This window comes from Bradyrhizobium sp. DOA9, from assembly GCF_000617845.2.
Taxonomy (GTDB): Bacteria; Pseudomonadota; Alphaproteobacteria; order Rhizobiales; family Xanthobacteraceae; genus Bradyrhizobium.
Map to the genome: position 1 here is coordinate 1,553,719 of NZ_DF820425.1, position 22,218 is coordinate 1,575,936.

Annotated in this window: 16 protein-coding genes; 10 read left to right on the plus strand and 6 right to left on the minus strand. The window is 65.3% G+C overall.

What is annotated here, in order from left to right; genetic code table 11:
* Positions 1 to 71 precede the first annotated feature (71 nt).
* Positions 72 to 1,394 carry an ActS/PrrB/RegB family redox-sensitive histidine kinase gene (locus BDOA9_RS07205; RefSeq protein WP_025033266.1) on the minus strand — a complete coding sequence of 441 codons (1,323 nt, stop codon included), beginning with the start codon at positions 1,392 to 1,394 and terminating at the stop codon, positions 72 to 74.
* 120 nt (positions 1,395 to 1,514) lie between these two features.
* On the opposite strand from BDOA9_RS07205, the gene BDOA9_RS07210 reads away from it, so the two are divergent.
* The 4 genes from BDOA9_RS07210 (at position 1,515) to BDOA9_RS07225 (ending at position 5,817) form a co-directional block, all read left to right on the plus strand.
* Positions 1,515 to 2,318 carry an ABC transporter ATP-binding protein gene (locus BDOA9_RS07210; protein ID WP_025033267.1) on the plus strand — a complete coding sequence of 268 codons (804 nt, stop codon included), beginning with the start codon at positions 1,515 to 1,517 and terminating at the stop codon, positions 2,316 to 2,318.
* A 175-nt stretch (positions 2,319 to 2,493) separates the two neighbouring features.
* Complete coding sequence (locus BDOA9_RS07215; RefSeq protein WP_025033268.1) at positions 2,494 to 3,309, plus strand: ABC transporter permease; 816 nt, start codon at positions 2,494 to 2,496, stop codon at positions 3,307 to 3,309.
* 121 nt (positions 3,310 to 3,430) lie between these two features.
* Positions 3,431 to 4,759 (plus strand): polyhydroxyalkanoate depolymerase, encoded by a 1,329-nt coding sequence (locus tag BDOA9_RS07220; RefSeq protein WP_025033269.1) that lies wholly within the window; start codon positions 3,431 to 3,433, stop codon positions 4,757 to 4,759.
* Positions 4,760 to 4,977: 218 nt separating this feature from the next.
* A complete protein-coding gene (locus BDOA9_RS07225; RefSeq protein ID WP_025033270.1) occupies positions 4,978 to 5,817 on the plus strand; it encodes a M48 family metallopeptidase in 840 nt (279 codons plus the stop codon).
* Between the two features lie 345 nt (positions 5,818 to 6,162).
* On the opposite strand, the gene BDOA9_RS07230 is transcribed toward BDOA9_RS07225, so the two are convergent.
* A complete protein-coding gene (locus BDOA9_RS07230; RefSeq protein WP_025033271.1) occupies positions 6,163 to 8,373 on the minus strand; it encodes a transglycosylase domain-containing protein in 2,211 nt (736 codons plus the stop codon).
* A 168-nt stretch (positions 8,374 to 8,541) separates the two neighbouring features.
* Here BDOA9_RS07230 and BDOA9_RS07235 point away from each other — a divergent pair, with 168 nt between their 5' ends.
* Positions 8,542 to 8,967, plus strand: coding sequence for a DUF1330 domain-containing protein (locus BDOA9_RS07235; protein ID WP_025033272.1), 426 nt, complete (start codon positions 8,542 to 8,544; stop codon positions 8,965 to 8,967).
* A 76-nt stretch (positions 8,968 to 9,043) separates the two neighbouring features.
* Here the strand turns inward: BDOA9_RS07235 and BDOA9_RS07240 are convergent, their stop codons facing one another.
* Both BDOA9_RS07240 and BDOA9_RS07245 read right to left on the minus strand, forming a co-directional pair.
* Positions 9,044 to 10,270, minus strand: coding sequence for an ABC transporter substrate-binding protein (locus BDOA9_RS07240; RefSeq protein WP_025033273.1), 1,227 nt, complete (start codon positions 10,268 to 10,270; stop codon positions 9,044 to 9,046).
* Positions 10,271 to 10,404: 134 nt separating this feature from the next.
* Positions 10,405 to 10,761: a DUF1304 domain-containing protein gene (locus BDOA9_RS07245; protein ID WP_025033274.1), complete on the minus strand. Its 357-nt coding sequence runs from the start codon at positions 10,759 to 10,761 to the stop codon at positions 10,405 to 10,407.
* Positions 10,762 to 10,860: 99 nt separating this feature from the next.
* Here BDOA9_RS07245 and BDOA9_RS07250 point away from each other — a divergent pair, with 99 nt between their 5' ends.
* Positions 10,861 to 11,391: a methylated-DNA--[protein]-cysteine S-methyltransferase gene (locus BDOA9_RS07250; protein WP_025033275.1), complete on the plus strand. Its 531-nt coding sequence runs from the start codon at positions 10,861 to 10,863 to the stop codon at positions 11,389 to 11,391.
* Between the two features lie 72 nt (positions 11,392 to 11,463).
* Here the strand turns inward: BDOA9_RS07250 and BDOA9_RS07255 are convergent, their stop codons facing one another.
* Positions 11,464 to 14,253, minus strand: a complete 2,790-nt coding sequence (locus BDOA9_RS07255; protein ID WP_025033276.1) for a [protein-PII] uridylyltransferase — start codon at positions 14,251 to 14,253, stop codon at positions 11,464 to 11,466.
* 242 nt (positions 14,254 to 14,495) lie between these two features.
* On the opposite strand from BDOA9_RS07255, the gene BDOA9_RS07260 reads away from it, so the two are divergent.
* The 3 genes from BDOA9_RS07260 (at position 14,496) to BDOA9_RS07270 (ending at position 17,913) form a co-directional block, all read left to right on the plus strand.
* Positions 14,496 to 15,005, plus strand: coding sequence for an OsmC family protein (locus BDOA9_RS07260; protein ID WP_025033277.1), 510 nt, complete (start codon positions 14,496 to 14,498; stop codon positions 15,003 to 15,005).
* A gap of 176 nt (positions 15,006 to 15,181) precedes the next feature.
* On the plus strand, positions 15,182 to 15,982 hold the full coding sequence (locus BDOA9_RS07265; protein WP_025033278.1) for a hypothetical protein: 801 nt from the start codon (positions 15,182 to 15,184) through the stop codon (positions 15,980 to 15,982).
* 254 nt (positions 15,983 to 16,236) lie between these two features.
* A complete protein-coding gene (locus tag BDOA9_RS07270) occupies positions 16,237 to 17,913 on the plus strand; it encodes a methyl-accepting chemotaxis protein (protein WP_025033279.1) in 1,677 nt (558 codons plus the stop codon).
* Between the two features lie 61 nt (positions 17,914 to 17,974).
* Here the strand turns inward: BDOA9_RS07270 and mutS are convergent, their stop codons facing one another.
* Positions 17,975 to 20,713 carry a DNA mismatch repair protein MutS gene (gene mutS, locus BDOA9_RS07275; protein ID WP_025033280.1) on the minus strand — a complete coding sequence of 913 codons (2,739 nt, stop codon included), beginning with the start codon at positions 20,711 to 20,713 and terminating at the stop codon, positions 17,975 to 17,977.
* A 215-nt stretch (positions 20,714 to 20,928) separates the two neighbouring features.
* On the opposite strand from mutS, the gene pcaF reads away from it, so the two are divergent.
* A complete protein-coding gene (gene pcaF, locus BDOA9_RS07280; RefSeq protein ID WP_025033281.1) occupies positions 20,929 to 22,137 on the plus strand; it encodes a 3-oxoadipyl-CoA thiolase in 1,209 nt (402 codons plus the stop codon).
* The last annotated feature ends 81 nt before the right edge of the window (positions 22,138 to 22,218 follow it).

Consider the following 22,218-nt stretch of genomic DNA (forward strand, 5'->3'; position numbering starts at 1 on the left):
ATCGCGCTCGCGATTCTTGTTTTCAGCATGATCCTATCGGAAAACCGCAGAACACTTTTCCGGGATCATGCCTATCCTATTGTTTCTTCGAGCGTCTCGATAGCCTCAAAACGCTGTCTCGGCCATGTGATCTGGACCACCGCACCATGATCCGGAAAGATCCGGTTGGTAAACGAGACCTTGGCGCCGGTGCGCTCCAGCAAGGTGCGCGCGATGAACACGCCCAGGCCGAGGCCGCGCCGCTCGCCGCCGCCATCATCCTGGGGGCGGCGCCGCGACAGATAGGGCTCGCCGATCCGGTTGAGGATATCGGGCGGAATGCCCGGTCCGTCGTCGGAGATCACGAGCTCGATATGGTCCTGGTTCCACCAGGCGTTCACCTCGACGGTGGTGCGGGCGAAATCGACCGCGTTCTCGACGATGTTGCCGATGCCGTAGAGGATCGCGGGATTGCGGGAGCCGACCGGCTCGGTCGCCGCGGCAACCGCGATTCGTACCTTGATCTCGACGCCGAAATCGCGGTGCGGTGCCACCACCTCCTCGATCAGCTCCGACAGCTTCATGTGGTCGAACGGCGCGCCGGTGGGGGAGAGCTGGGTGATCTTGCTGAGGATGTCGCGGCAGCGCTGGGTCTGCTCACGCAAGGTCTTCAGGTCGGCGGCGATGCTCGGGTCCTTCACCGTCTTTTCCAGCTCGCGCGAGATCAGGAAGATGGTCGCCAGCGGCGTGCCGAGCTCGTGCGCGGCCGCGGCAGCAAGGCCGTCGAGCTGGGTCAGGTGCTGCTCGCGCGTCAGCACCAGCTCGGTTGCGGCCAGTGCGTCCGCGAGCTTGCGCGCCTCCTCGGTCACCTGGAAGGAGTAGAGGCTGGTGACGCCGATCGCGAGCACGATCGAGAGCCAGACGCCGACGAGATAGATCGGCGGCAGCACCAGGGGATCGTCAGAATCCCACGGCAGCGGAAAATGGAAGAAGAACAGCACCGACGCGCAGGCGACCGCGAGCACGCCGAGGCCGAAAGTGAAGCGGGCCGGCAGCGCTGTGGCCGAGATCAGCACGGGCGCGAGGAACAGGAACGAGAACGGGTTTTGCAGCCCGCCGGTGAAGAACAACAGGCCTGCCAGCTCGACGATGTTCAGCGCGAGCAGCCCGGCCGCCTGCATCGGCTCCAGCCGCTGCATCGGATTGGCCGCGGTCTGGAGCGCGAGGTTGAGCGCCGCCGAGAGGGCGATGATGCTGACGCAGGGGATGATCTCGACGTTGAACTCCAGCCCCTGGGCCACGATGAAGATCGCGGCGAGCTGTCCCAGCACCGCGAGCCAGCGCAGCCGCAGGATCGTGTCCAGCCGGATATGCCGCTGCGCGTGATGGAAGTCGGAATCGGCAATTTCGGTCATATCGGCCTGATGTGGCGGCGCTTTCCAAGGTCACGAACGCAGGGCTGGCGGAACCGCCCGATGAGGAGCCCTTACATCAAGCCTTGCGCTCGCCGATGCAATAGCAGAAGAACGGCCAGCATGACCGAGAATGGCAAGGCTTCAAGTCGGCCGACTGTCGCGGATCGAGCTGCGTCCGCGGCGATTGCGGTCGATCACCTCGTCAAGGTCTACAAGCAGACCCGCGCCGTCGACGACATCTCCTTTTCTCTGCCGCGTGGCAGCATCACCGGCCTTCTCGGCGGCAACGGCGCCGGCAAGACCACGACCATCGCGATGATCATGGGCCTGGTGCTGCCGACCTCCGGTCGCGTGCAGGTGCTCGGTCATGAGATGCCCGACGAGAGCGCGTCCGTGCTGGGGCGGATGAATTTCGAAAGCCCCTATGTCGACATGCCGATGCGGCTCACGGTGCGGCAGAACCTCACCGTGTTCGGCAAGCTCTATGCGGTGAAGAATCTCGCTGGCCGCATCGCCAGGCTCGCCGCCGATCTCGACCTCGGCGATTTCATCGACCGCGCCAACGGCAAGCTTTCCGCCGGGCAGAAGACCCGCGTTGCGCTGGCGAAGGCGCTGATCAACGAGCCCGAGCTGCTCTTGCTCGACGAGCCGACCGCCTCGCTCGACCCCGATACCGCCGATTGGGTGCGGGCGCATCTGGAGCGGTATCGCCGGGACAACAACGCCACCATTCTCCTCGCCTCGCACAACATGCTCGAGGTCGAGCGGCTCTGCGACCGCGTCATCATCATGAAGCGCGGCCGCATCGAGGACGACGATACCCCCGAGGCGATCATGGCCCGCTACAACCGCACCACGCTGGAGGAGGTGTTTCTGGACGTCGCGCGCGGACGGGCGAACGGCGCGAAGGAGGCGGTGCGATGAGGGATAGCAGGGCCACGGGCGCTTCTTTCGTCATTGCGAGCCAACGGGTCCGCGCGAAGCGCGGCCCGATGACAGGCTCCGCGAAGCAATCCAGGATCGTTCCGCGAAGGCAGTCTGGATTGCTTCGTCGCATCGGCGCAAAATTGCTTCGCAATTTTGTCGCGAGCTTCTCGCAATGACGGCGTCCCCCGCCCGCGGCATCTCGCTCCACCGCATCGGCGCGATGATCCTGCGCTATTGGTATCTGCTGCTGTCGTCCTGGCCGCGGCTGCTCGAGCTGTTGTACTGGCCGGCGCTGCAGGTCATCACCTGGGGCTTTCTCCAGCTCTACATCGCCGAGAACGCCAATTTCTTCGCGCGCGCCGGCGGCACGCTGATCGGCGCCGTGATCCTCTGGGACATCCTGTTCCGCGGCCAGCTCGGCTTCTCCATCTCCTTCCTGGAGGAGATGTGGGCGCGCAACCTCGGCAACCTCATGATGAGCCCGTTGAGGCCGATCGAGTTTCTGCTGGCTCTGATGGTCATGAGCCTGATCCGGCTTGCGATCGGGATCATTCCGATGACCCTGCTCGCGCTGTTCCTGTTTCACTTCAATGTCTATGCCCTCGGCCTGCCGCTGATCGCGTTCTTCTGCAATCTGATCTTCACCAGCTGGTCGGTCGGCATCTTCGTCTCGGGCCTCGTGCTGCGAAACGGCCTCGGCGCCGAGAGCATCGTCTGGACGTTGATGTTCGCGATCCTGCCGCTCGCCTGCGTCTACTATCCCGTCAGCGTGTTGCCGGTCTGGCTGCAATACGTCGCCTGGGCGTTGCCGCCGACCTATGCCTTCGAGGGAATGCGTGCGCTGCTGATCGAGCAGACCTTCAGGACCGATCTGATGCTGGAGGCGTTGGTGATCAATGCGGTGCTTCTGGCTGCATCTTTTGGGGCATTCCTTGCCCTTTTGCGCAGCGCAAAGCGGCACGGCTCGCTGCTGTCGGGCGGCGAATAAAGTCACTTTCCCGTGGATTTACGCTGATTTGGCCGTTTCGGGCACGTAGATGTACGGAACCATGGATTGACGCAATATTACGCATTCGGCAGTATGCTGCGATGCGAAGAGGAATATGACGATGCCAATTGGTGAGTTCGGCGGCGCGCCGCCCCTGGCGGCCGAAGGCAGTCCGGTCCTGACGACGCCGATGTACTGGATGTACGAGATGGCGCACGCCTCTCTCAATCCGGCGCGTGCGGTCACCGACGCGACCAAGCTGCTGTTTCAGAATCCGCTCAATCCCTGGTCGCGCACCGAGGTCGGCAAGTCGGTCGCCGCGGCCTGCGAATTGTTCGAGCGCACCACGCGCCGCTACGGCAAGCCGGAATGGGGCCTCAACGACACCGAGGTCAACGGCATCCGCGTCCCCGTCGAGATCCGCTCGGTCTGGGAAAAGCCGTTCTGCAAGCTGCTCTACTTCGATCGCAAGTTCGCCCGTCCGCTGCGCAGCCCGCAGCCGCGCGTGCTGATCGTGGCGCCGATGTCCGGCCATTATGCGACGCTGCTGCGCGGCACGGTCGAAGCCTTCCTGCCGGCGCACGAGGTCTACATCACCGACTGGGCCGATGCCCGCATGGTGCCCTTGAGCGAAGGCCGCTTCGATCTCGACGACTACATCGACTATGTCATCGAGATGCTGCATGTGCTCGGCGGCAACACCCACGTGATGGCGGTGTGCCAGCCCTCCGTGCCCGTCGTCGCGGCGGTCTCGATCATGGAAGCGCGGCGCGATCCGTTCGTGCCGACCTCGATGACGCTGATGGGCGGCCCGATCGACACCCGCCGCAATCCGACCGCGGTGAACAACCTCGCCCAGGAGCGCGGCATCGATTGGTTCCGCAACCACGTCATCACCAAGGTGCCGTTCCCGCATCCGGGCATGATGCGCGACGTCTATCCGGGATTCTTGCAGCTCAACGGCTTCATCAGCATGAATCTCGACCGGCACATGGATGCCCACAAGCAGCTGTTTGCCCATCTGGTGAAGGGCGACGGCGATCTCGCCGACAAGCATCGCGACTTCTACGACGAATATCTCGCGGTGATGGATCTGTCGGCCGAGTATTACCTGCAGACCGTCGACACCGTGTTCGTGAAGCACTCGCTGCCGAAGGGCGAGATGACCCATCGCGGAACCCGCGTCGATCCTTCCAAGGTCAAGCGCGTCGCGCTGATGACGGTCGAAGGCGAGAACGACGACATCTCCGGTCTTGGTCAGACCGAAGCGACGCACACATTGTGCAGCGCGATTCCCGATCATCGCCGCGTTCATTACGTCCAGAAGGGCGTCGGACATTACGGCGTGTTCAACGGATCGCGTTTCAAGTCGGAGATCGTGCCGCGGATTCACGACTTCATGGTTTCGGCGGCGAATCCGGCTTCGTTGCAGGCGCTTGCGGCTGAATAACCGCGAATTTCGGCTTTCCCGTCGAAATTTGAGCCCCCTGCCAGGGCCTCCGGCAGGGGCAAGTTCCCGCCAGATTCGCGGTATTTAGGTAGCTTTATAGGAGTGAGTCCACCCTCACCCCTTGGGGGTGTCGCATGCGTCCAGCGGGGGCGAAAAAAGCCGGTTCCAACCCCAGTCTGTAGGGTCTCCCGGACGTCTGACCGCTGTATATTGGGCAAATGATTTGTTTTTGCGCCGAGCGCTTTCCCTGGCGGCGGTTATGGCAGAATCCGGGCGAACTCCTGCCCCCCGGACTGACAGACATGGCCACTCGCGCACTCCTCTATCGGCGGCCCCACGAACCGAAGACCCTCGTCATCACGCACGGATCGCAATTCTTTGCGATTCGGCTGCGCCGGCACCGCCGCGCGCGCCGCTACACGCTCAGAATTCATCCGAGCGACCGTGAAGCCATCCTCACGATGCCGCCGCGCGGCACGCTTGCGGAGGCCAAGGACTTCGCACAGCGTCACGGTGCGTGGATTGCGGCGCGCCTCGGCCGCTTGCCGAAGGCAGCTCCCTTCCAACCGGGCACGGTGATACCGCTGCGCGGCACGCCGCATCGCATCGTTCATCGCGCCGGCACCCGCGGCACGGTGTGGACCGAGGTGCGCGACAGCGGTGAGCGCATTCTCTGCGTCGCCGGCGGCCTCGAGCATGTTGACCGCCGCGTCAGCGACTTCCTCAAGCGCGAGGCGCGCAAGGATCTGCAGCGCTCGGCGGAGGTCTACGCGGCCGAGCTCGGGGTCAGGGTCAAGCGCCTCTCGATCCGCGATCAGTCCAGCCGCTGGGGCTCCTGCACCTCGGCCGGCTCACTGTCGTTCTCCTGGCGGCTGATCCTCGCCCCGCCCTTCGTGCTCGACTACCTCGCCGCGCACGAGGTCGCCCATCTCGTCGAGATGAACCACTCGCCGCGCTTCTGGCGCGTCTGCGGTAAGGTCTGCCCGTCGATGGAGCGCGCCAAGAAGTGGCTCGACACGTACGGCAATGATCTGCACCGGTATGGGGTCGAGGATTAGGACGCGGCCAGAGGATTAGGCCCACGCTGCCAACTCAGCAAACATTGTCATCGCCCGCGAAAGCGGGTGATCCAGTATTCCGTGACGCCGATGATTTAATCGATAGGCCGCGGCGTACTGGATTCCCCGCCTGCGCGGGGAATGACAGGAGTGAGTGGCAGACATCACCTCGCCTCGCTCGATTTTCGCCACACTTCGCGACATTTGCGCCGTTTGCCTGACTAATCCCTCCGCATCAAACGCTTAGCGCGATCCGCCCCGCGTTACGCCGGACGTCGTGTTCTACTGTGCATGGGGTTGTTTTCGCGGTTTTGTTTTGAGACCCCGACTGGCCTCAGCCTGCGGCTACCGATTCCCGCCGAACAGCCGATCCATCAGCCAGCCATCGAGCCCGGCGGCGGCCTCGGGCCGCACATTGGCGCGCGTCGGGGGAGGCGGGCGATAGCCGCCGGCGTTCGCTTGCGGAGGTGCCGCGGGCGTCGGCGGCGACACCTGCGAGGCCGCCTGCGCGAGGTTCGATAGGCCCCAGCCGCCGGGCGCGCTCGGCAAGGCTGCGACAGGCACGCCCTCGTGCGCGGCCTTCATGAAGCGCGACCACACTTCGACCGGCAGGCCGCCGCCGGTCGCCTTCTTGGTCGGCGAGTTGTCGTCGTTGCCGAGCCAGACGCCGGTGACGAGATTGGCGGTGTAGCCGATGAACCAGGCGTCGCGGTAATCCTGGCTGGTGCCGGTCTTGCCGGCGGCCGGCCAGCCCGGGATCTCCGCCTTCTTGGCGGTGCCCGAAACAAGCGTCTCCCGCATCATCGCGTTCATCATGCCGACATAGCGGGGGTCGACGACCTGGTTGCGCTCCTCCGGCTGGCGCATGTAGAGCAGCTTGCCGCTGACCGTCCGGATCCGCGTGACGACATGCGGCGCCACTGCGAGGCCGCCATTGGCGAAGGGCGCATAGGCGCCGACCAGCTCGACGACCGAGACTTCCGAGGTGCCGAGCGCGATCGAGGCGTTGGGCTCGAGCTTGGAGGAGATGCCGAGCCGGTGCGCGGTGCGCACCACGTTCTTCGGCCCGACCTCGAGGCCGAGGCGGATGGCGACGGTGTTGAGCGACATCGCCAGCGCCTGCGTCAGCGTCACCGCGCCGAAATATTCGTGGGTGTAGTTCTCAGGCCTCCAGCCCTTGACCTCGATTGGCGCGTCCTGGCGCATGGTATCGGGCGTCAGCCCCTGCTCGAGCGCGGTCAGGTACACGAACGGCTTGAACGAGGAGCCCGGCTGGCGTTTTGCCGTGACCGCGCGATTGTACTGGCTCTCGGAATAGTTCCGTCCGCCCACCATGGCGCGCACGGCGCCGTCGGGCGTCATCGCGACCAGCGCGCCCTGGCTGACGTTGAACTTCACGCTCTTGGCCGCGAGCTCGTCGATGATGGCGGCTTCGGCGACGCTCTGCAGCTTCGGATCGATCGTCGTCTCGACCTTGATGCTCTCGTCGATCTGGCCGACCAGATCGTCCAGCACCTCGCCGATCCAGTCGGCGACGTAGTTCACCGTGCCGGCGCCGGCCGGCTTCACGTTGTAGGAGGGATGGCCGATCGAGGCCTTGGCCTGGGCGTCGGTGATGAACTTTGCATCCGCCATCGCCGCCAGCACAATCTGCGCCCGCGCTTCGGCGCCTTCGGGGTTGCGGTTCGGGGCAAGGCGGGACGGCGACTTGACGAGGCCGGCCAGCATCGCGGCTTCCGCGACCGTCACGGTCTTGGCCGACTTGCCGAAATATTTCTGCGCCGCCGCCTCGACGCCGTAGGCGCCCGAGCCGAAATAGACGCGGTTGAGATAGAGCTCCAGGATCTCGTCCTTGGAGTGCTTGCGCTCCAGCCAGATCGCGAGCTCCACCTCCTGCAGCTTGCGCTGGATGGTGCGCTCCTGGGTCAGGAACAGGTTTTTCGCGAGCTGCTGCGTCAAGGTCGAGCCGCCCTGCGAGACGCCGCGATGAAGCAAATTGGTGACGAGGGCGCGCAGGATGCCGACCGGGTCGATGCCGAAATGCGAATAGAAGCGGCGGTCCTCGATGGCGATGAACGCCTTCGGCAGATACGGCGGCAGGTCCTTCAGCGCGACATTGGCGCCGGCCATCTCGCCGCGCTGCGCCAGAATGCTGCCGTCGATGCCGACGATCTGGATCGTCGGCGGGCGCTTGGGGATCTCCAGCGACTGGATCGGCGGCAGATGGGCGCCGACATAGACCACGACGCCGATCACGGCGATGACGCCCCACAGGCTCAGCACCGCGCCCCAGTAGACCAGGCGGCCGAGGCCGGTGCCGAAGCGCGACTTCGATCGCCGCTTGGCGCCGCTGCGGCTGGCTGGCGCCTTGCGCTCGCGCGGCGGCTCGTCGCCGGCATCCTCAGCTTTGCGCTTGGCCGATGGTTTGGCAGATTTCTTCGGCTTGTCCTCGCCGCCGGGAACGCGGTCCGCCGGGGTGAGGCGCAGATCGGCGAGCGCCGCGGGCAAGCCGAACAGCGGCTCCTTCCGTGCACCCTTTTTCTTTCCCCACGCCATACGCAAAACGCCCGGTCAGCCCGCCCCGCCGAGACGCTACTGGCCGCTGTTTAAGGCCGAGTTACCCCGGCGTTAACGCGCGATTAGGAGATGCGGCATTCGCCGGCCGCAGTTCCGCTTCCGGGGCGGCAAGGCTAGGATCGCCCATCAACAAGAAGAGGGAGCGTCATGGGCCATATCGATCCGACCAAGGAGATCTTCGCGCAATTCCGGGAGAACGATCGCCCGGGACCGATCCACATGCTCAATCTGGTGCGCCTGCGCAAAGAGGCGGCCTATCCGGACGGACGCAAGGCCAGCGGCGCGGAAGCCTATGCGGCCTATGGCCGCGAAAGCGGCCCGGTGTTCGAGCGTCTCGGCGGCCGCATCGTCTGGCAGGGCAAGTTCGAGCTGATGCTGATCGGCCCGCAGGAGGAACGCTGGGACCATTGCTTCATTGCCGAATATCCGAGCGTCGCCGCCTTCGTCGAGATGATCCGCGACCCCGTCTATCGCGAGGCGGTGAAGCACCGCCAGGCCGCGGTGGAGGATTCGCGGCTGATCCGGCACGCCGTGCTGCCGGTCGGGAAGAACTTTGGGGAGATACCGACCTGAATTCGTAAGGTGGGTTAGCGCAGCGGCGGCGCGAAGAGCAGCCCGCTGGGCGTAACCCACCTTACGAGACCAGCGCCTAGCCCGACGGGCCGGTGTCCTCGATGATCGGTCCGAACAGCTCCCAGCGTTCGCCGTTGAACTTCATCATCTGCATCTGCTTGTTGACGCGGTAGTCGTTCGGCCCGGTGTTGATCTTGATGCCGGGCAGCCCCAGGCTCGGTACGAAGCCCTTGATGTTGGCGGCCTGCTTCATGACGTTCTCGCGCGTCAGATCGTCGCCGCATTGCTTCAAGACCTGCACCAGCAGCTCCGCGACCGAATAGGCGTAGGTGTTGATGGTGTTGAGCTTATCGCCTTCCGGGAAATATTTGTCCATGAAGGCGAAGAAGGCCTTCACGCCCGGATCGTCCTTCCACTGGGGATCGCCGGGATCCTTGCCGTAATTGGTCGAGATGATGCCCTTGGAGATGTCGAGGCCGGCCGGCTTCAGCGTCGCCGACACCGGGCTCGCGTTGATGTCGAGGATGTGCACGGGCGTCCAGCCGAGGTCGGCGAGCTTCTTGATCGCCTGCGCCGCGAATTTCGGCGTCGAGGCGTCATAGAACAAATCGACGCCCATCGACTTCAGCTTCACGACCTGCGAATCCACCGTGGGGTCGGTCACCTCGTAGGAGACCTCGCCGACGATCATGCTGGCGGCCTTGGCGCCGAGACCGCTCTTGAGACCGGCCAGATAGTCGCGGCCCATGTCGTCGTTCTGGTAGAGCACGCCGATCTTGGCGTTGGGATGATTGGCGAGAATGTATTTTGCGTAGATCCGCCCCTCGGACACGTAGTTCGGATTGTAGGCGATGGTCCAGGGATAGTTCTGCGGATCGTTGAAGCGGGCGGCGCCGGTCGAGGCCAGCAGCTGGGGGACCTTCTTGCCGTTGAGGTACTTCTGCACGGCGGCGTTCGCGGCGGTGCCGATCAGCTGGAACGTGAACAGCACTTCGTCGCCTTCGACGAGCTTGCGCACCTGCTCCACAGTCTTCGGCGGCGAATAGGCGTCGTCATACTGGATCAGGTTGATCTTGCGGCCGTTGATGCCGCCCTGATCGTTGATCATCTTGAAGTAGGCGGCCTGGGTCTTGCCGATATTGGCATAGACCGAATAGGCGCCGGAGAACGGCACGGTCTGGCCGATCTTGATCTCGGTGTCGGTTGCGCCGGTGTCGTATTTCTTCTGGGCGAGGGCCTGGCTGGTCGAGACTGCGACGGCGAACGCCGCCGTGGCCGCTATGAAGGCTCTGCGATTGTTCATGTTGGTTCGTTCCTCCTGACGGAATTTTAGGCCGATGGTCTTTCTCCGTTGATTGCAACGGTCGCCATCGCTGCCGAAGATTGTGGAGGAAGCCTCGCCGCAGCGCAAGGATCGCGGCGCTGCGCCGGTGCGTCTCAGGCGAGGAACATTGCAATCAGCGCGATGGCCGCCGGCAGCGCCTGCACGATCAGGATCCGCGTGCTGACGGTCACAGCGCCATAGGCGCCGGCCACGATCACGCAGAGCAGGAAGAATACCTTGATCTGGAACGCGAAGGCCGGGTCGCCGTGGACGAGGCCCCAGACCAGGCCGGCAGCGAGGAAGCCGTTATAGAGCCCCTGATTGGCGGCCAGCACTTTCGTGATCTCGGCCTTCTCGGGCGTGTTGCGAAACACCTTCAGACCGAGCGGCTTGTCCCAGAGAAACATCTCTAGCGCCAGGAAGAAGACGTGCAGCGCGGCGACCAGCGCCACCAGAAGATTGGCGATCAGATTCAAGTTGAGCTCCCCCAAAGCGTCAGCTTTCGGGTGGACGTTAGCACGGCCGGCGTGGCAAGTGCGACAGGCGTGTTTCGATTGCCTGGTGCCGCGATGTCCGCTCGATCAACCAAGCCTTCCTTAAGTTTCGGCCTCGATCGCCTGACGACGCCGATCGGGATTGCGCTGCTCGTCACCGACGCCGATGGCATGTTGCGCGCGCTCGACTGGGAGGACTATGAGCACCGCATGCGCGAGCTGCTGCGCCTGCATTATGGCGCGGTGGATCTGCGTGACCAGCCCGCGCTGTCGGACACGCGGACTGCGCTGTCGCGCTATTTCGACGGTGATCTCGGTCGGCTCCAGAGCATCGCATGGCGTATCGCCGGCACGCCGTTCCAGCAAAAGGTCTGGACCGCGCTCGCGCAAATCCCCGCCGGCACCACGATGAGTTACGGCGCGCTCGCCGCAAAGATCGACATGCCCAGAGCGATCCGCGCCGTCGGCCACGCCAACGGCTCAAATCCGATCAGTGTGGTGCTCCCGTGCCATCGCCTGATCGGAGCGGACGGGTCGCTGGTGAAGTATGGTGGTGGGCTGGAACGCAAGCGCTGGCTGCTGCGGCACGAGGGAGTGGAGATATGAAAGTTTAACGCGCGAACCTCACCACTCGTCATTCCGGGGCGCCCGACGGGCGAACCCGGATGACGAGAGCCCTCACGCCGCCGGCTGCACCGCCTTGTCGCCGGCCATCACATGGGTCAGCGCGCTCTTGATGGCGGCCTGGCGCGTCGGCGCATTGATCTGCGCGCCCAGCAGGTCGGTGACGTAGAACACGTCGCGCGCGCGCTCGCCGAAGGTCGCGACATGGGCCGATGCGATGTTGAGGTTGAGCTTGGAGATCGCGGTGGTCAGCTCGTAGAGCAGGCCGGGGCGGTCGAGCCCGGAGACCTCGATCACGGTGTAGCGGTCGGACCATTGGTTGTTGATCGTCACTTCCGGCTCGATCACGAACGGCCTTGCCTTGCTGCGCACGGTGCGCCGGGCCACCACTTCGGGCAGGCGCAGCTTGCCCTCCAGCACGTCCTCGATCATCTCGCCGATGCGCGTGGCGCGCCGTCCCTCGTCCTCGTCGCGGTCGTATTCGCGCGAGATCGAGATGGTGTCGAGCGCGCGGCCGTCGGTCGTGGTGTAGATCTGGGCGTCGACGATGTTGGCGCCGGCCGAGGCGCAGGCGCCGGCGATGATCGACAGCAGCCAGGGATGGTCGGCGGCGAAGATCGTCAGCTCGGTGACGCCGCGCACCTCGTCGAAACCGACATTGATTGCAAGCTTGTGGGCGGCCTGCTCGCTGGAACGGACGAAGCGGGCGTGCCGGATCTTGCGCGGCAGCTCGACCTTGAGCCAATAGGCCGGATAGTGCCGGCCGATATAGGCATCGAGCTCGTCCTTCGGCCATTCGGCGAAGGCCATGCGGAATTCGGCGTGCGCGGCGGCGAGGCGCTTGCCGCGGTCGACTTCCGAGAAGCCGCCGGTCAGCACCGGCTCGGTCTCGTAGTACAGCGAGCGCAACAGCTGCGCCTTCCAGCCGTTCCACACGCCCGGGCCGACGCCGCGGATGTCGGCGGTGGTCAGGATGGTCAGGAGCTTCATCTGCTCGACCGACTGCACCACGGCAGCGAAATTCTCGATGGTCTTGCGATCGGAGAGGTCGCGCGACTGCGCGACCGTGGACATCGTCAGGTGCTCCTCGATCAGCCAGGCCACGAGCTCGGTGTCGGCCGGGCTGAAGCCGAGCCGCGGGCAGAGCCGCCGCGCCACCTTCGCGCCGGCGATGGAGTGGTCCTCGGGCCGGCCCTTGGCGACGTCGTGCAGCAGCGTTGCGATATAGATCACCGCGCGGTGCTCGGGCCGGATCTTGCGGAACAGGTCGCTTGCCAGCGCGAACTCCTCGATGCCGCCGCGCTCGATGTCCTGCAGGAAGCCGATGCAGCGGATCAGGTGCTCGTCGACGGTGTAGTGATGATACATGTTGAACTGCATCATCGAGACGATCTTGCCGAAGGCCCGGATGAAATGGCCGAGCACGCCGGTCTCGTTCATCCGCCGCAGCACGATCTCGGCATTGTCGGAGGTCAGGATCTCCATGAACAGCCGGTTGGCCTCGGGATTTTCGCGCAAGCCCGCGTTGATCAGGCCGAGCGAGCGCGTCACGTCGCGCATCGCGTCCGGGTGGAAGGCGAGGTTGTTCTTCTGCGCGAGGCGGAAGATGCGGATCAGATTGACCGGGTCGTGCTTGAACACGTCGGGTGCGGCGACGTTGATGCGGTTGTTGTCGACGATGAAGTCGTCGCTGTCGGGGACGCGCCGCTTCACCGCGGTCGGCCGCAGCCGCGCCATCACCCGGCTCAGCACCGGCGCGGGCTTGGCCTGCTGGTCCTCGAGCTTGGCGCAGAGGATGGCGGTGAGGTTGCCGACTTCCTTGGCGACCAGGAAGTAGTGCTTCATGAAGCGCTCGACGTCCTGCATGCCGGGATGCGAGGTGTAGCCGAGACGGATCGCGATCTCGCGCTGGAGATCGAAGGACAGGCGCTCTTCGGCTCGGCCAGAGTAGAAGTGCAGGTTGCAGCGCACCGACCAGAGGAAGTCGGCGCAGCGGCGGAAGGTGCGGTATTCCTGCGCGTCGAACACGCCGCGCCCGACCAGCTCGTGGGTGTCGCGCACGCGGTAGACGTATTTGGCGATCCAGAACAGCGTGTGCAGGTCGCGCAAGGCTCCCTTGCCGTCCTTGACGTTGGGCTCGACCAGATAGCGCGACTGGCCGCCGCGGCGGTGGCGCTCCTCGCGCTCGGCGAGCTTTGCGGTGACGAATTCGGACGCGGTGCCCTGCACCACTTCCTTGTCGAAGCGCTCGACCAGCTCGTCATAGAGCGGCTTGTCGCCGGTGAGGAAGCGCGTCTCCAGGATGGCGGTGCGGATCGTCATGTCGCCGCGCGCCTGCCGGATCGATTCGTCGACCGAGCGCGTGGCGTGACCGACCTTCAGCCCCATGTCCCAGAGGCAATAGAGGATGGCTTCGGCAACCTGCTCGCCCCAGGCGGTTTGCTTGTAGGGCAGGATGAAGAGCAGATCGATGTCGGATTCCGGCGCCATCAGGCCGCGGCCGTAGCCGCCGGTCGCCACCACCGCCATGCGCTCGGCGCCGCTCGGGATCGGCGAGCGGTAGAGATGGCGCGTCGCGGCCGAATACAGGATGCGGATGATCTCGTCCTGCACGTGGCACAGCCGCTCGGCGCAGCGGCGGCCGTGGCGGTCCTTCAAGAGGATCGCCTGGGCGGCGTCGCGCGCCGCGATCAGCTCGGCCTTGAGCAATTGCGCCATCGCCGTGCGGAACGCGTCCTCGCGCCCCTCGTGCTTCTCGGCGAGCGCATCGATCGCCGCGGTGATCCGCGCGGTATCGAAGCGATCGTCCACCCCGGGCTTGTGCTCAGTCGCAACGCTGTCCATGTCTCACCGGATATAAGAGGTGACAGGCGCTGTCACGAGACATTCGCAAGGGGACGACCGGCGTGTTTCGCCGCGCACATGAATCGGCCCCGAATCCGGTATCGGCGCCCGGGCTAACGTCATGAATGTACTCAGATTTTCTCCCGGATCCCGGCTGCTCATGACTGCCTCCATCAATCATGGGCTGACACCAAACCAATCGCCCTCTATACCCCTCGTCGATATCCCTGGGAGAGAACAAGATGGACGCTGCAGAGCTGCGCCAGATGCAGGCCCCGATCAAGGAGCGCTACAAGACCGATCCCAAGGCTGCGCTGATCACGCTGAAAGCCAAGGGCTCAACCGACAGCGAAGGCATCGCCTGCAAGGTCGAGACCGGACGCGCCATCGCGATGGCTGGTCTGCATCCCGCCACCGGCGGCTCCGGCCTCGAGCTCTGCTCCGGCGACATGCTGCTCGAAGCCCTGGTGGCCTGTGCCGGCGTCACGCTGAAATCGGTCGCGACCGCGATCGAGGTGCCGCTCAAGACCGGCAACGTCTACGCCGAGGGCGATCTCGATTTCCGCGGCACGCTCGGCGTCGACAAGGAAACCCCGGTCGGCTTCGCAGAAATCCGTCTCCGCTTCGAGGTCGACACGCCGGCGCCGCAGGACAAGCTCGATCTGCTGCTCAAGCTTACCGAGCGCTATTGCGTGGTCTACCAGACCATCAAGAACGGCCCGAAGGTTTCGGTGTCGATGCAGCGGATGTGACTGCTTCCCCCTCCCCTGGAGGGGGAGGGTCGATCGTGCGCAGCGCGAGCGGGATGGGGTGATCTCTCCACTCGGGCACCGTATCCGTCGAGAGACTGTCACCCCACCCCGTCTCATATCTCGCTACGCTCCATATGAGCCGACCCTCCCCCTCCAGGGGAGGGTAAGAAGAAAAAATGTCCCCCGACCTCCACTTCCTTCTCTTCCTGCTCCTGCGCATGGCGATCGCGGCGGCGTTCGTGGTGACGGCGTCGATCATCACCGAACGTTCGGGACCGGTGATCGGCGCGTTGATCGCGACCCTGCCGGTCTCGGCTGGGCCGTCCTACGTCTTTCTTGCGCTCGATCACGATGCTGCGTTCATCGCGCAGGGCGCGCTGGCGAGCCTGCCGGTCAATGCGGCGACCATCCTGATGTGCCTCACTTATGTCGTGCTGTCGCAGCGGCACAACCTCGTGGTGAGTTGCGGAAGCGCTTTCGCGGTGTGGATCGGGATGGCCTCGATCATCCGCCAGTTCGACTGGTCGCTCACGGCGGGGCTTGCCGCCAATCTGATCGCGTTCGGCATCTGCATTCCACTGCTCGCGCGCTATCGCCATGTGAAGATGCCGCTGGTGACGCGCCGCTGGTACGATGTGCCGATGCGCGCTGCGCTGGTTGCGACCCTCGTCGCCATCGTGGTTTCGACATCGAGCTGGGTCGGCCCGCGCATCAGCGGCATCATCGCACTCTTTCCCGTGGTGTTCTCCAGCATCATGGTGATCCTGCATCCGCGCATCGGCGGACCGCCGACCGCCGCCGTGCTCGCCAACTCCGCCTGGGGCCTGCTCGGGTTTGGCATGGCCATCGCGGTCCTGCACGTTGCAGTCGTGAAATTTGGATTGGCGGTAGGTCTGCCGCTCGCGCTTGCAACCTGCGTGGTGTGGAATCTGATGCTGTGGTGGCGTGGACGCAGAAGGCGGAGCATCGAAACGTAAGCTTTGGTAAGGGATTCTTGCGGTGCTCGGCCGTAGTTCTGCGGTGTTTGACTGCGCGTTTCCGATAGTGTCGTTAATTTAATCTTTGCGTCTCGTCCCTACACTTGCTCGTCAACTGTCGAGACGGCCCCGTTGGATAGCGGGGATACAGTTCCACCAATACGAAAGCCGCGAACGACGGGCCGAAAACTTCGAGCGCGAGCGCGATGCTGCGCACGCCATGCAAAATGATTGCTCATCAAGGAGATACTTGAATGTTCGGTCGCAAGTCCCACAATGATGCTCAAGCGCGGCTCGACGCCATCGGCCGTTCGCAGGCGCTGATCGAATTCAATCTTGATGGGACGATCATCACGGCCAACGAGAATTTTCTCAGTGCTCTCGGCTACCGTCTCGAAGAGATCCAGGGCAAGCATCACTCGATGTTCGTGCCGGCCGACCAGCGCGACAGCGCCGAGTACAAGGCGTTCTGGGCCGCATTGAACCGTGGCGAGTATCAAGCGCGCGAGTTCAAGCGGATCGCGAAAGACGGTCACGAGGTCTGGATCGAAGCATCCTACAATCCGGTGCTCGACGGCAACGGCAAGACGGTGATGGTCGCCAAGATTGCGACCGACATCACCGAGAAGAAGATCCGCAGCATGACGGACGCTTCCAAGATCGCTGCCATCGGCCGCGCCCAGGCCGTCATCGAGTTCAAGCTCGACGGCACCATCGTCTCGGCAAACGAGAATTTCTGCAAGGCGCTCGGCTATTCGCTCGACGAGATCAAGGGCAAGCATCACAGCCTGTTCGTGGCCGAGGCCGATCGCAACAGCGCGGCCTATCGTGAGTTTTGGGCCGCACTCAACCGCGGCGACTACCAGGCCGGCGAGTTCAAGCGGATCGGCAAGGGCGGTCGCGAGGTCTGGATCCTCGCCTCCTACAATCCGCTGCTCGACGAAAGCGGCAAGCCGTACGGCGTCGTCAAGTTCGCGACCGACGTCACCGCGGAGAAGCTGAAGAATGCCGATCTCGCCGGCCAGATCGCGGCGATCGACAAGGCCCAGGCCGTGATCGAGTTCAACATGGACGGCACGATCATCACCGCCAACGCCAACTTCCTCGGCGCGCTCGGCTATTCGCTGGCCGAGATCAAGGGCAAGCACCACAGCATGTTCGTCGAGCCGAGCGAGCGCGACGGCGCCGGCTATCGCGAGTTCTGGGCCGCGCTCAATCACGGCCAGTACCAGGCGGCGGAGTACAAGCGCATCGGCAAGGGCGGCAAGGAGGTCTACATCCAGGCCTCCTACAATCCGATCTTCGATCTCAACGGCAAGCCGTTCAAGGTCGTGAAATACGCCACCGACGTCACCAGGCAGGTCCTGGTCCGCATGGGCAACGAGCGCGTGCGCGGGATGATGGAATCGGTCGCCGCCGGCTCGGAGGAGCTCAACGCCTCGGTGCGGGAGATCTCGGAGGCCATGACCAAGTCGCGCGAGACCGCGATGGGCGCGGTCGAGCAGGTCGGCGCCGCCGACGCGCAGGCCCAGCGCCTCACCGAGGCCGCGCAGGCGATGAGCGGCATCGTCGAGATGATCAACAACATCACCGGGCAGATCAACCTGCTCGCGCTCAACGCCACGATCGAATCGGCGCGCGCGGGCGAGGCCGGCCGCGGCTTCGCGGTGGTCGCTTCCGAAGTCAAGAGTCTCGCCAACCAGGCCAAGCAGGCGACCGACAAGATCGGCCAGGAGATCGGCAGCCTCAACAGCATCTCCGGCGACGTCGTCAGCGCGCTCAGCTCGATCAAGCAGGCCATCAACAATGTCAGCGAGTACGTGACCTCGACCGCCGCCGCGATCGAGGAGCAGAGCACGGTGACCAACGAGATGTCGACCAGCATGCAGCGCGCCGCCGCGGAAGCCGCTGCGATCGCGGCGCGGGGGTAGGCGGCAACACTGTCATTCCGGGGCTGGTCCTTCGGTCCATCCCGGAATGACGGTCTCTTATCTACGACTTCGGCAGCTTGGCCTTCAACGCATACAGCGCCTCGAGCGCCTCGCGCGGCGACATCTCGTCGGGGTGCAGCGCCTTCATTGCTTCCACCAGCAGCTCCGCTTCGCTCGGCGGTGCGGCTTCAGTGGCCGCACGGGAGGGCACGGCGAACAGCGGCAGATCGTCGACGAGCGCGCGCGCGGTCTGGCCGCGGTCCTGCGCCTCCAGCTTGGACAGTACCGATTTGGCCCGCGTGATCACCGCCGGCGGCAGGCCGGCGAGCTTGGCCACCTGAATGCCGTAGGAGCGATCGGCCGAGCCCGGCAGCACCTCGTGCAGGAACACGACGTTGCCCTGCCATTCCTTCACCCGCACCGTGGCGTTGAACATGCGCGGCAGTTTCGCCGCGAGCGCGGTCAGCTCGTGATAATGCGTGGCGAACAATGTGCGGCAGCGATTGCTTTCGTGCAGATGCTCGATCGCGGCCCAGGCGATCGAGAGGCCGTCGAAGGTCGCGGTGCCGCGGCCGATCTCGTCGAGGATGACGAGCGAGCGCTCGCCGGCCTGGTTCAGGATCGCAGCCGTCTCGACCATCTCCACCATGAAGGTGGAGCGGCCGCGGGCGAGATCGTCGGCGGCGCCGACGCGCGAGAACAGGCGGTCGACAATGCCGATCCGCGCCCGCGCGGCCGGGACGAAGCTGCCGATCTGGGCCAGCAGCGCAATCAGCGCGTTCTGACGCAGGAAGGTCGATTTGCCGGCCATGTTGGGGCCGGTGAGCAGCCAGAGCTGGCCGGACTTTTGCGCAGGCGCCGGCGAGAGATCGCAGGCATTGGCGATGAACGGCTCGCCGTTGCGCTTCAGCGCCTGCTCCACCACGGGATGGCGGCCGGCTTCGATCGCAAAGCCGAGCGAGTTGTCTACATCGGGCCGCACATAGTTCTCGTCGATCGCGAGCTTGGCCAGCGAGGTCGCGACGTCGAGCAGCGCAAAGCCTTGCGCAGCAGTGCGCAGATCGTCGCTGATCGCGAGCGCCTTGCCGCAGAGCTTTTCGAAGATCTCGAGCTCGAGGCCGAGCGCGCGGTCGCCGGCATTGGCGATCTTGGCCTCGATCTCGCCGAGCTCGGCGGTGGTGAAGCGCACCTGCCCCGCCAGCGTCTGGCGATGGATGAAGGTCGCGTTCAGCGGCGCCGACATCAGCTTGTCGCCGTGCTGGGCGGTGACCTCGACGAAATAGCCGAGCACGTTGTTGTGCCGGATCTTGAGCCCCTTGACGCCGGTTTGGTCGGCGTAGCGCGCTTGCATCGAGGCGACCACGAGGCGCGAGGCATCGCGCAGGTTTCGCGCTTCGTCCAGCGCGGGCTCGTAGCCCTGGCGCACGAAGCCGCCATCGCGCTTGATCAGCGGCAGCTGCTCGTCGAGCGCACTGGCGAACTCGGCTGCGAGCGCGCGCGACGGCCGCTGCAGCGCCGCCATCACCGCCGCGATCTCCTGCGGCGGCTGGTCGAGCTCGCCAAGTCGCGTCAGCACCTGGTCGGCGGCGATGATGCCGTCGCGGATGCCGGCGAGATCGCGCGGCCCGCCGCGGCCGACCGAGAGACGGGCGAGCGCCCGCGACATGTCGGGCGCGCCGCGCAGGATGCTGCGGATGTCCTCGCGCGCGGCGGAATCGGCCACGAAGGCGCTGACGGCATCGAGCCGCCGCGCAATGGCTGGCGCGTCGGTCAGCGGCGCCGCCAGGCGCTGGGCCAGCAGGCGCGAGCCTGCCGAGGTTACCGTGCAGTCGATCGCATCGAGCAGCGAGCCGCGGCGTTCGCCCGCGAGCGTCCGGGTCAGCTCGAGATTGGCCCGCGTCGCCGGATCGATCGCCATGGTCGCGCCGGAAGCCTCGCGCGCGGGCGGTGACAGCGGCGGATGCTTGCCGACCTGGGTGCGGTCGACATAGGTGACCGCGGCCGCCGCCGCGGTGGCCTCAAGCCGCGTCAGCTGCGCCAGACCGTCCATGGTCGCGACGGCAAAATAATCGCACAGCCGTTTCTCGGCGGTGGCGCCGTCGAAGACGTCGCGCGTCAGCGGCGTGACTGCCGGCAATTCGCGCAGGGTCTGGCCGAGTTCGCTGTCGTTATAGACCGCGTCGGTGACGATGGCCTCGTTGGGGTTGATGCGCGCCAGCGTTGCGGCGAGCTCGCCGCCCGAGCATTCCATCACGGTGAATTCGGCAGTCGAGATGTCGATCCAGGCCAGGCCGAAGCGGTCGCCGCCGGCGGACGAGCGTGCCCGCGCGATCGCCAGCAGGTAATTGTTGGCACGCGCGTCCAGCAGCGTGTCCTCGGTCAGCGTGCCCGGCGTCACCAGCCGCACCACGCCGCGGCGCACCACGCTCTTGTTGCCGCGCGCTTTCGCCGCCGCGGGATCCTCGGTCTGCTCGCAGACCGCGACCCGGTGCCCGGCGCTGATGAGACGATGCAGATAATCCTCGGAACGCTCGACCGGCACGCCGCACATCGGGATATCCGCGCCCTGGTGCTTGCCGCGCTTGGTCAGAACGATGCCGAGCGTCTTTGAAGCGATCTCGGCGTCCTCGAAGAACAATTCGTAGAAGTCGCCCATCCGGTAGAACAGCAGCAAGCCCTGATGCGCCGCCTTGATCTCCAGGTACTGTTCCATCATCGGCGTGACGCGCGCGGCGGCTTCCGCCTGGGGTGTGGGCGCTTCGTCGGGGGGCGGTGCTGGTATCGGCTGTTGCATGGTCATGGGCGGCGCAACCTACAAAATTTCGGCACCTGCTCCTATCGCTTTGCCCGAGAAGGGGAGGTTTTCCACGTTGTCCGCACCGGGGCATGCGTCGAGGACGGCAGACCCCTGCAAATCCCGCGCGAAACCGTCAATTGACCTGCCGCGGGCGCCCTCCTAAAACTCCGCCGACATTGAAGAATTTGGCCGGATCGCGGCATTCAGGGAGAACAACGATGCGTGACGTCTTTATCTGCGATGCCGTGCGGACCCCGATCGGCCGTTTCGGCGGCTCGCTCGCCAAGGTGCGCGCCGACGATCTCGCCGCCGCCCCGATCAAGGCGCTGATGGCCAAGCACCCCAAGCTCGACTGGGCGCAGGTGGACGAAGTCTTCTTCGGCTGCGCCAACCAGGCCGGCGAGGACAACCGCAACGTCGCGCGCATGGCGCTGCTGCTGGCGGGCCTGCCGGATTCGGTTCCCGGCCAGACCCTGAACCGGCTCTGTGCCTCCGGCCTCGATGCGGTCGGCGCCGCGGGCCGCGCCATCCGCTCCGGCGAGATCGAGCTCGCCATTGCCGGCGGCGTCGAATCGATGACCCGCGCACCGTTCGTGTTGGGCAAGGCGCAGGAGGCGTTCTCGCGCTCGGCCGAGATCTTCGACACCACCATCGGCTGGCGCTTCATCAATCCGTTGCTGAAGGCGCAGTACGGCGTCGACGCGATGCCAGAGACCGGCGAGAACGTCGCCGAGGAGTTCCAGGTCTCGCGCGCCGACCAGGATGCCTTCGCCATCCGCTCGCAGCAGCGCGCGGGCGCGGCGATCGCGGCGGGTTATTTCGCGGAGGAGATCACGCCCATCACGATTCCCGGCGGCAAGGCCGGCCCAATCACCGTCGACAAGGACGAGCATCCGCGCCCCGAGACGACCTTGGAAGGTTTGGCAAAACTGAAGCCGATCGTGCGCAATCCCGGCACGGTCACCGCCGGCAACGCCTCCGGCGTCAATGACGGCGCCGCCGCCATGATCCTGGCCTCGGAAGCTGCGGTGAAGAAGCACGGCCTGACGCCCCGGGCCCGCATCCTCGGCCTCGCCTCGGCCGGCGTGCCACCGCGGATCATGGGCATCGGCCCGGTGCCGGCCACCCGCAAGCTGATGGAACGCCTGGGCAAGAAGATCAGCGATTTCGACCTGATCGAGCTGAACGAAGCCTTCGCCTCGCAGGGCATCGCCTGCATGCGCCAGCTCGGCGTTGCCGACGATGCCGATTTCGTCAATCCGCATGGCGGCGCCATCGCGCTCGGCCATCCGCTGGGCATGAGCGGCGCGCGCCTCGCGCTCACCGCCGTGCACGGCATGGAGAAGCGCGGCGGCAAGCTCGCGCTCGCCACCATGTGCGTCGGCGTCGGCCAGGGCGTCGCCGTCGCGATCGAGAAGGTGAATTGACGGTTCACGCAGTGGACCGTCATCCCGGAGCCGCTCGTTAGAGCGGAATCCGGGATCTCGAGATTCCGGGTTCAGCCCTGT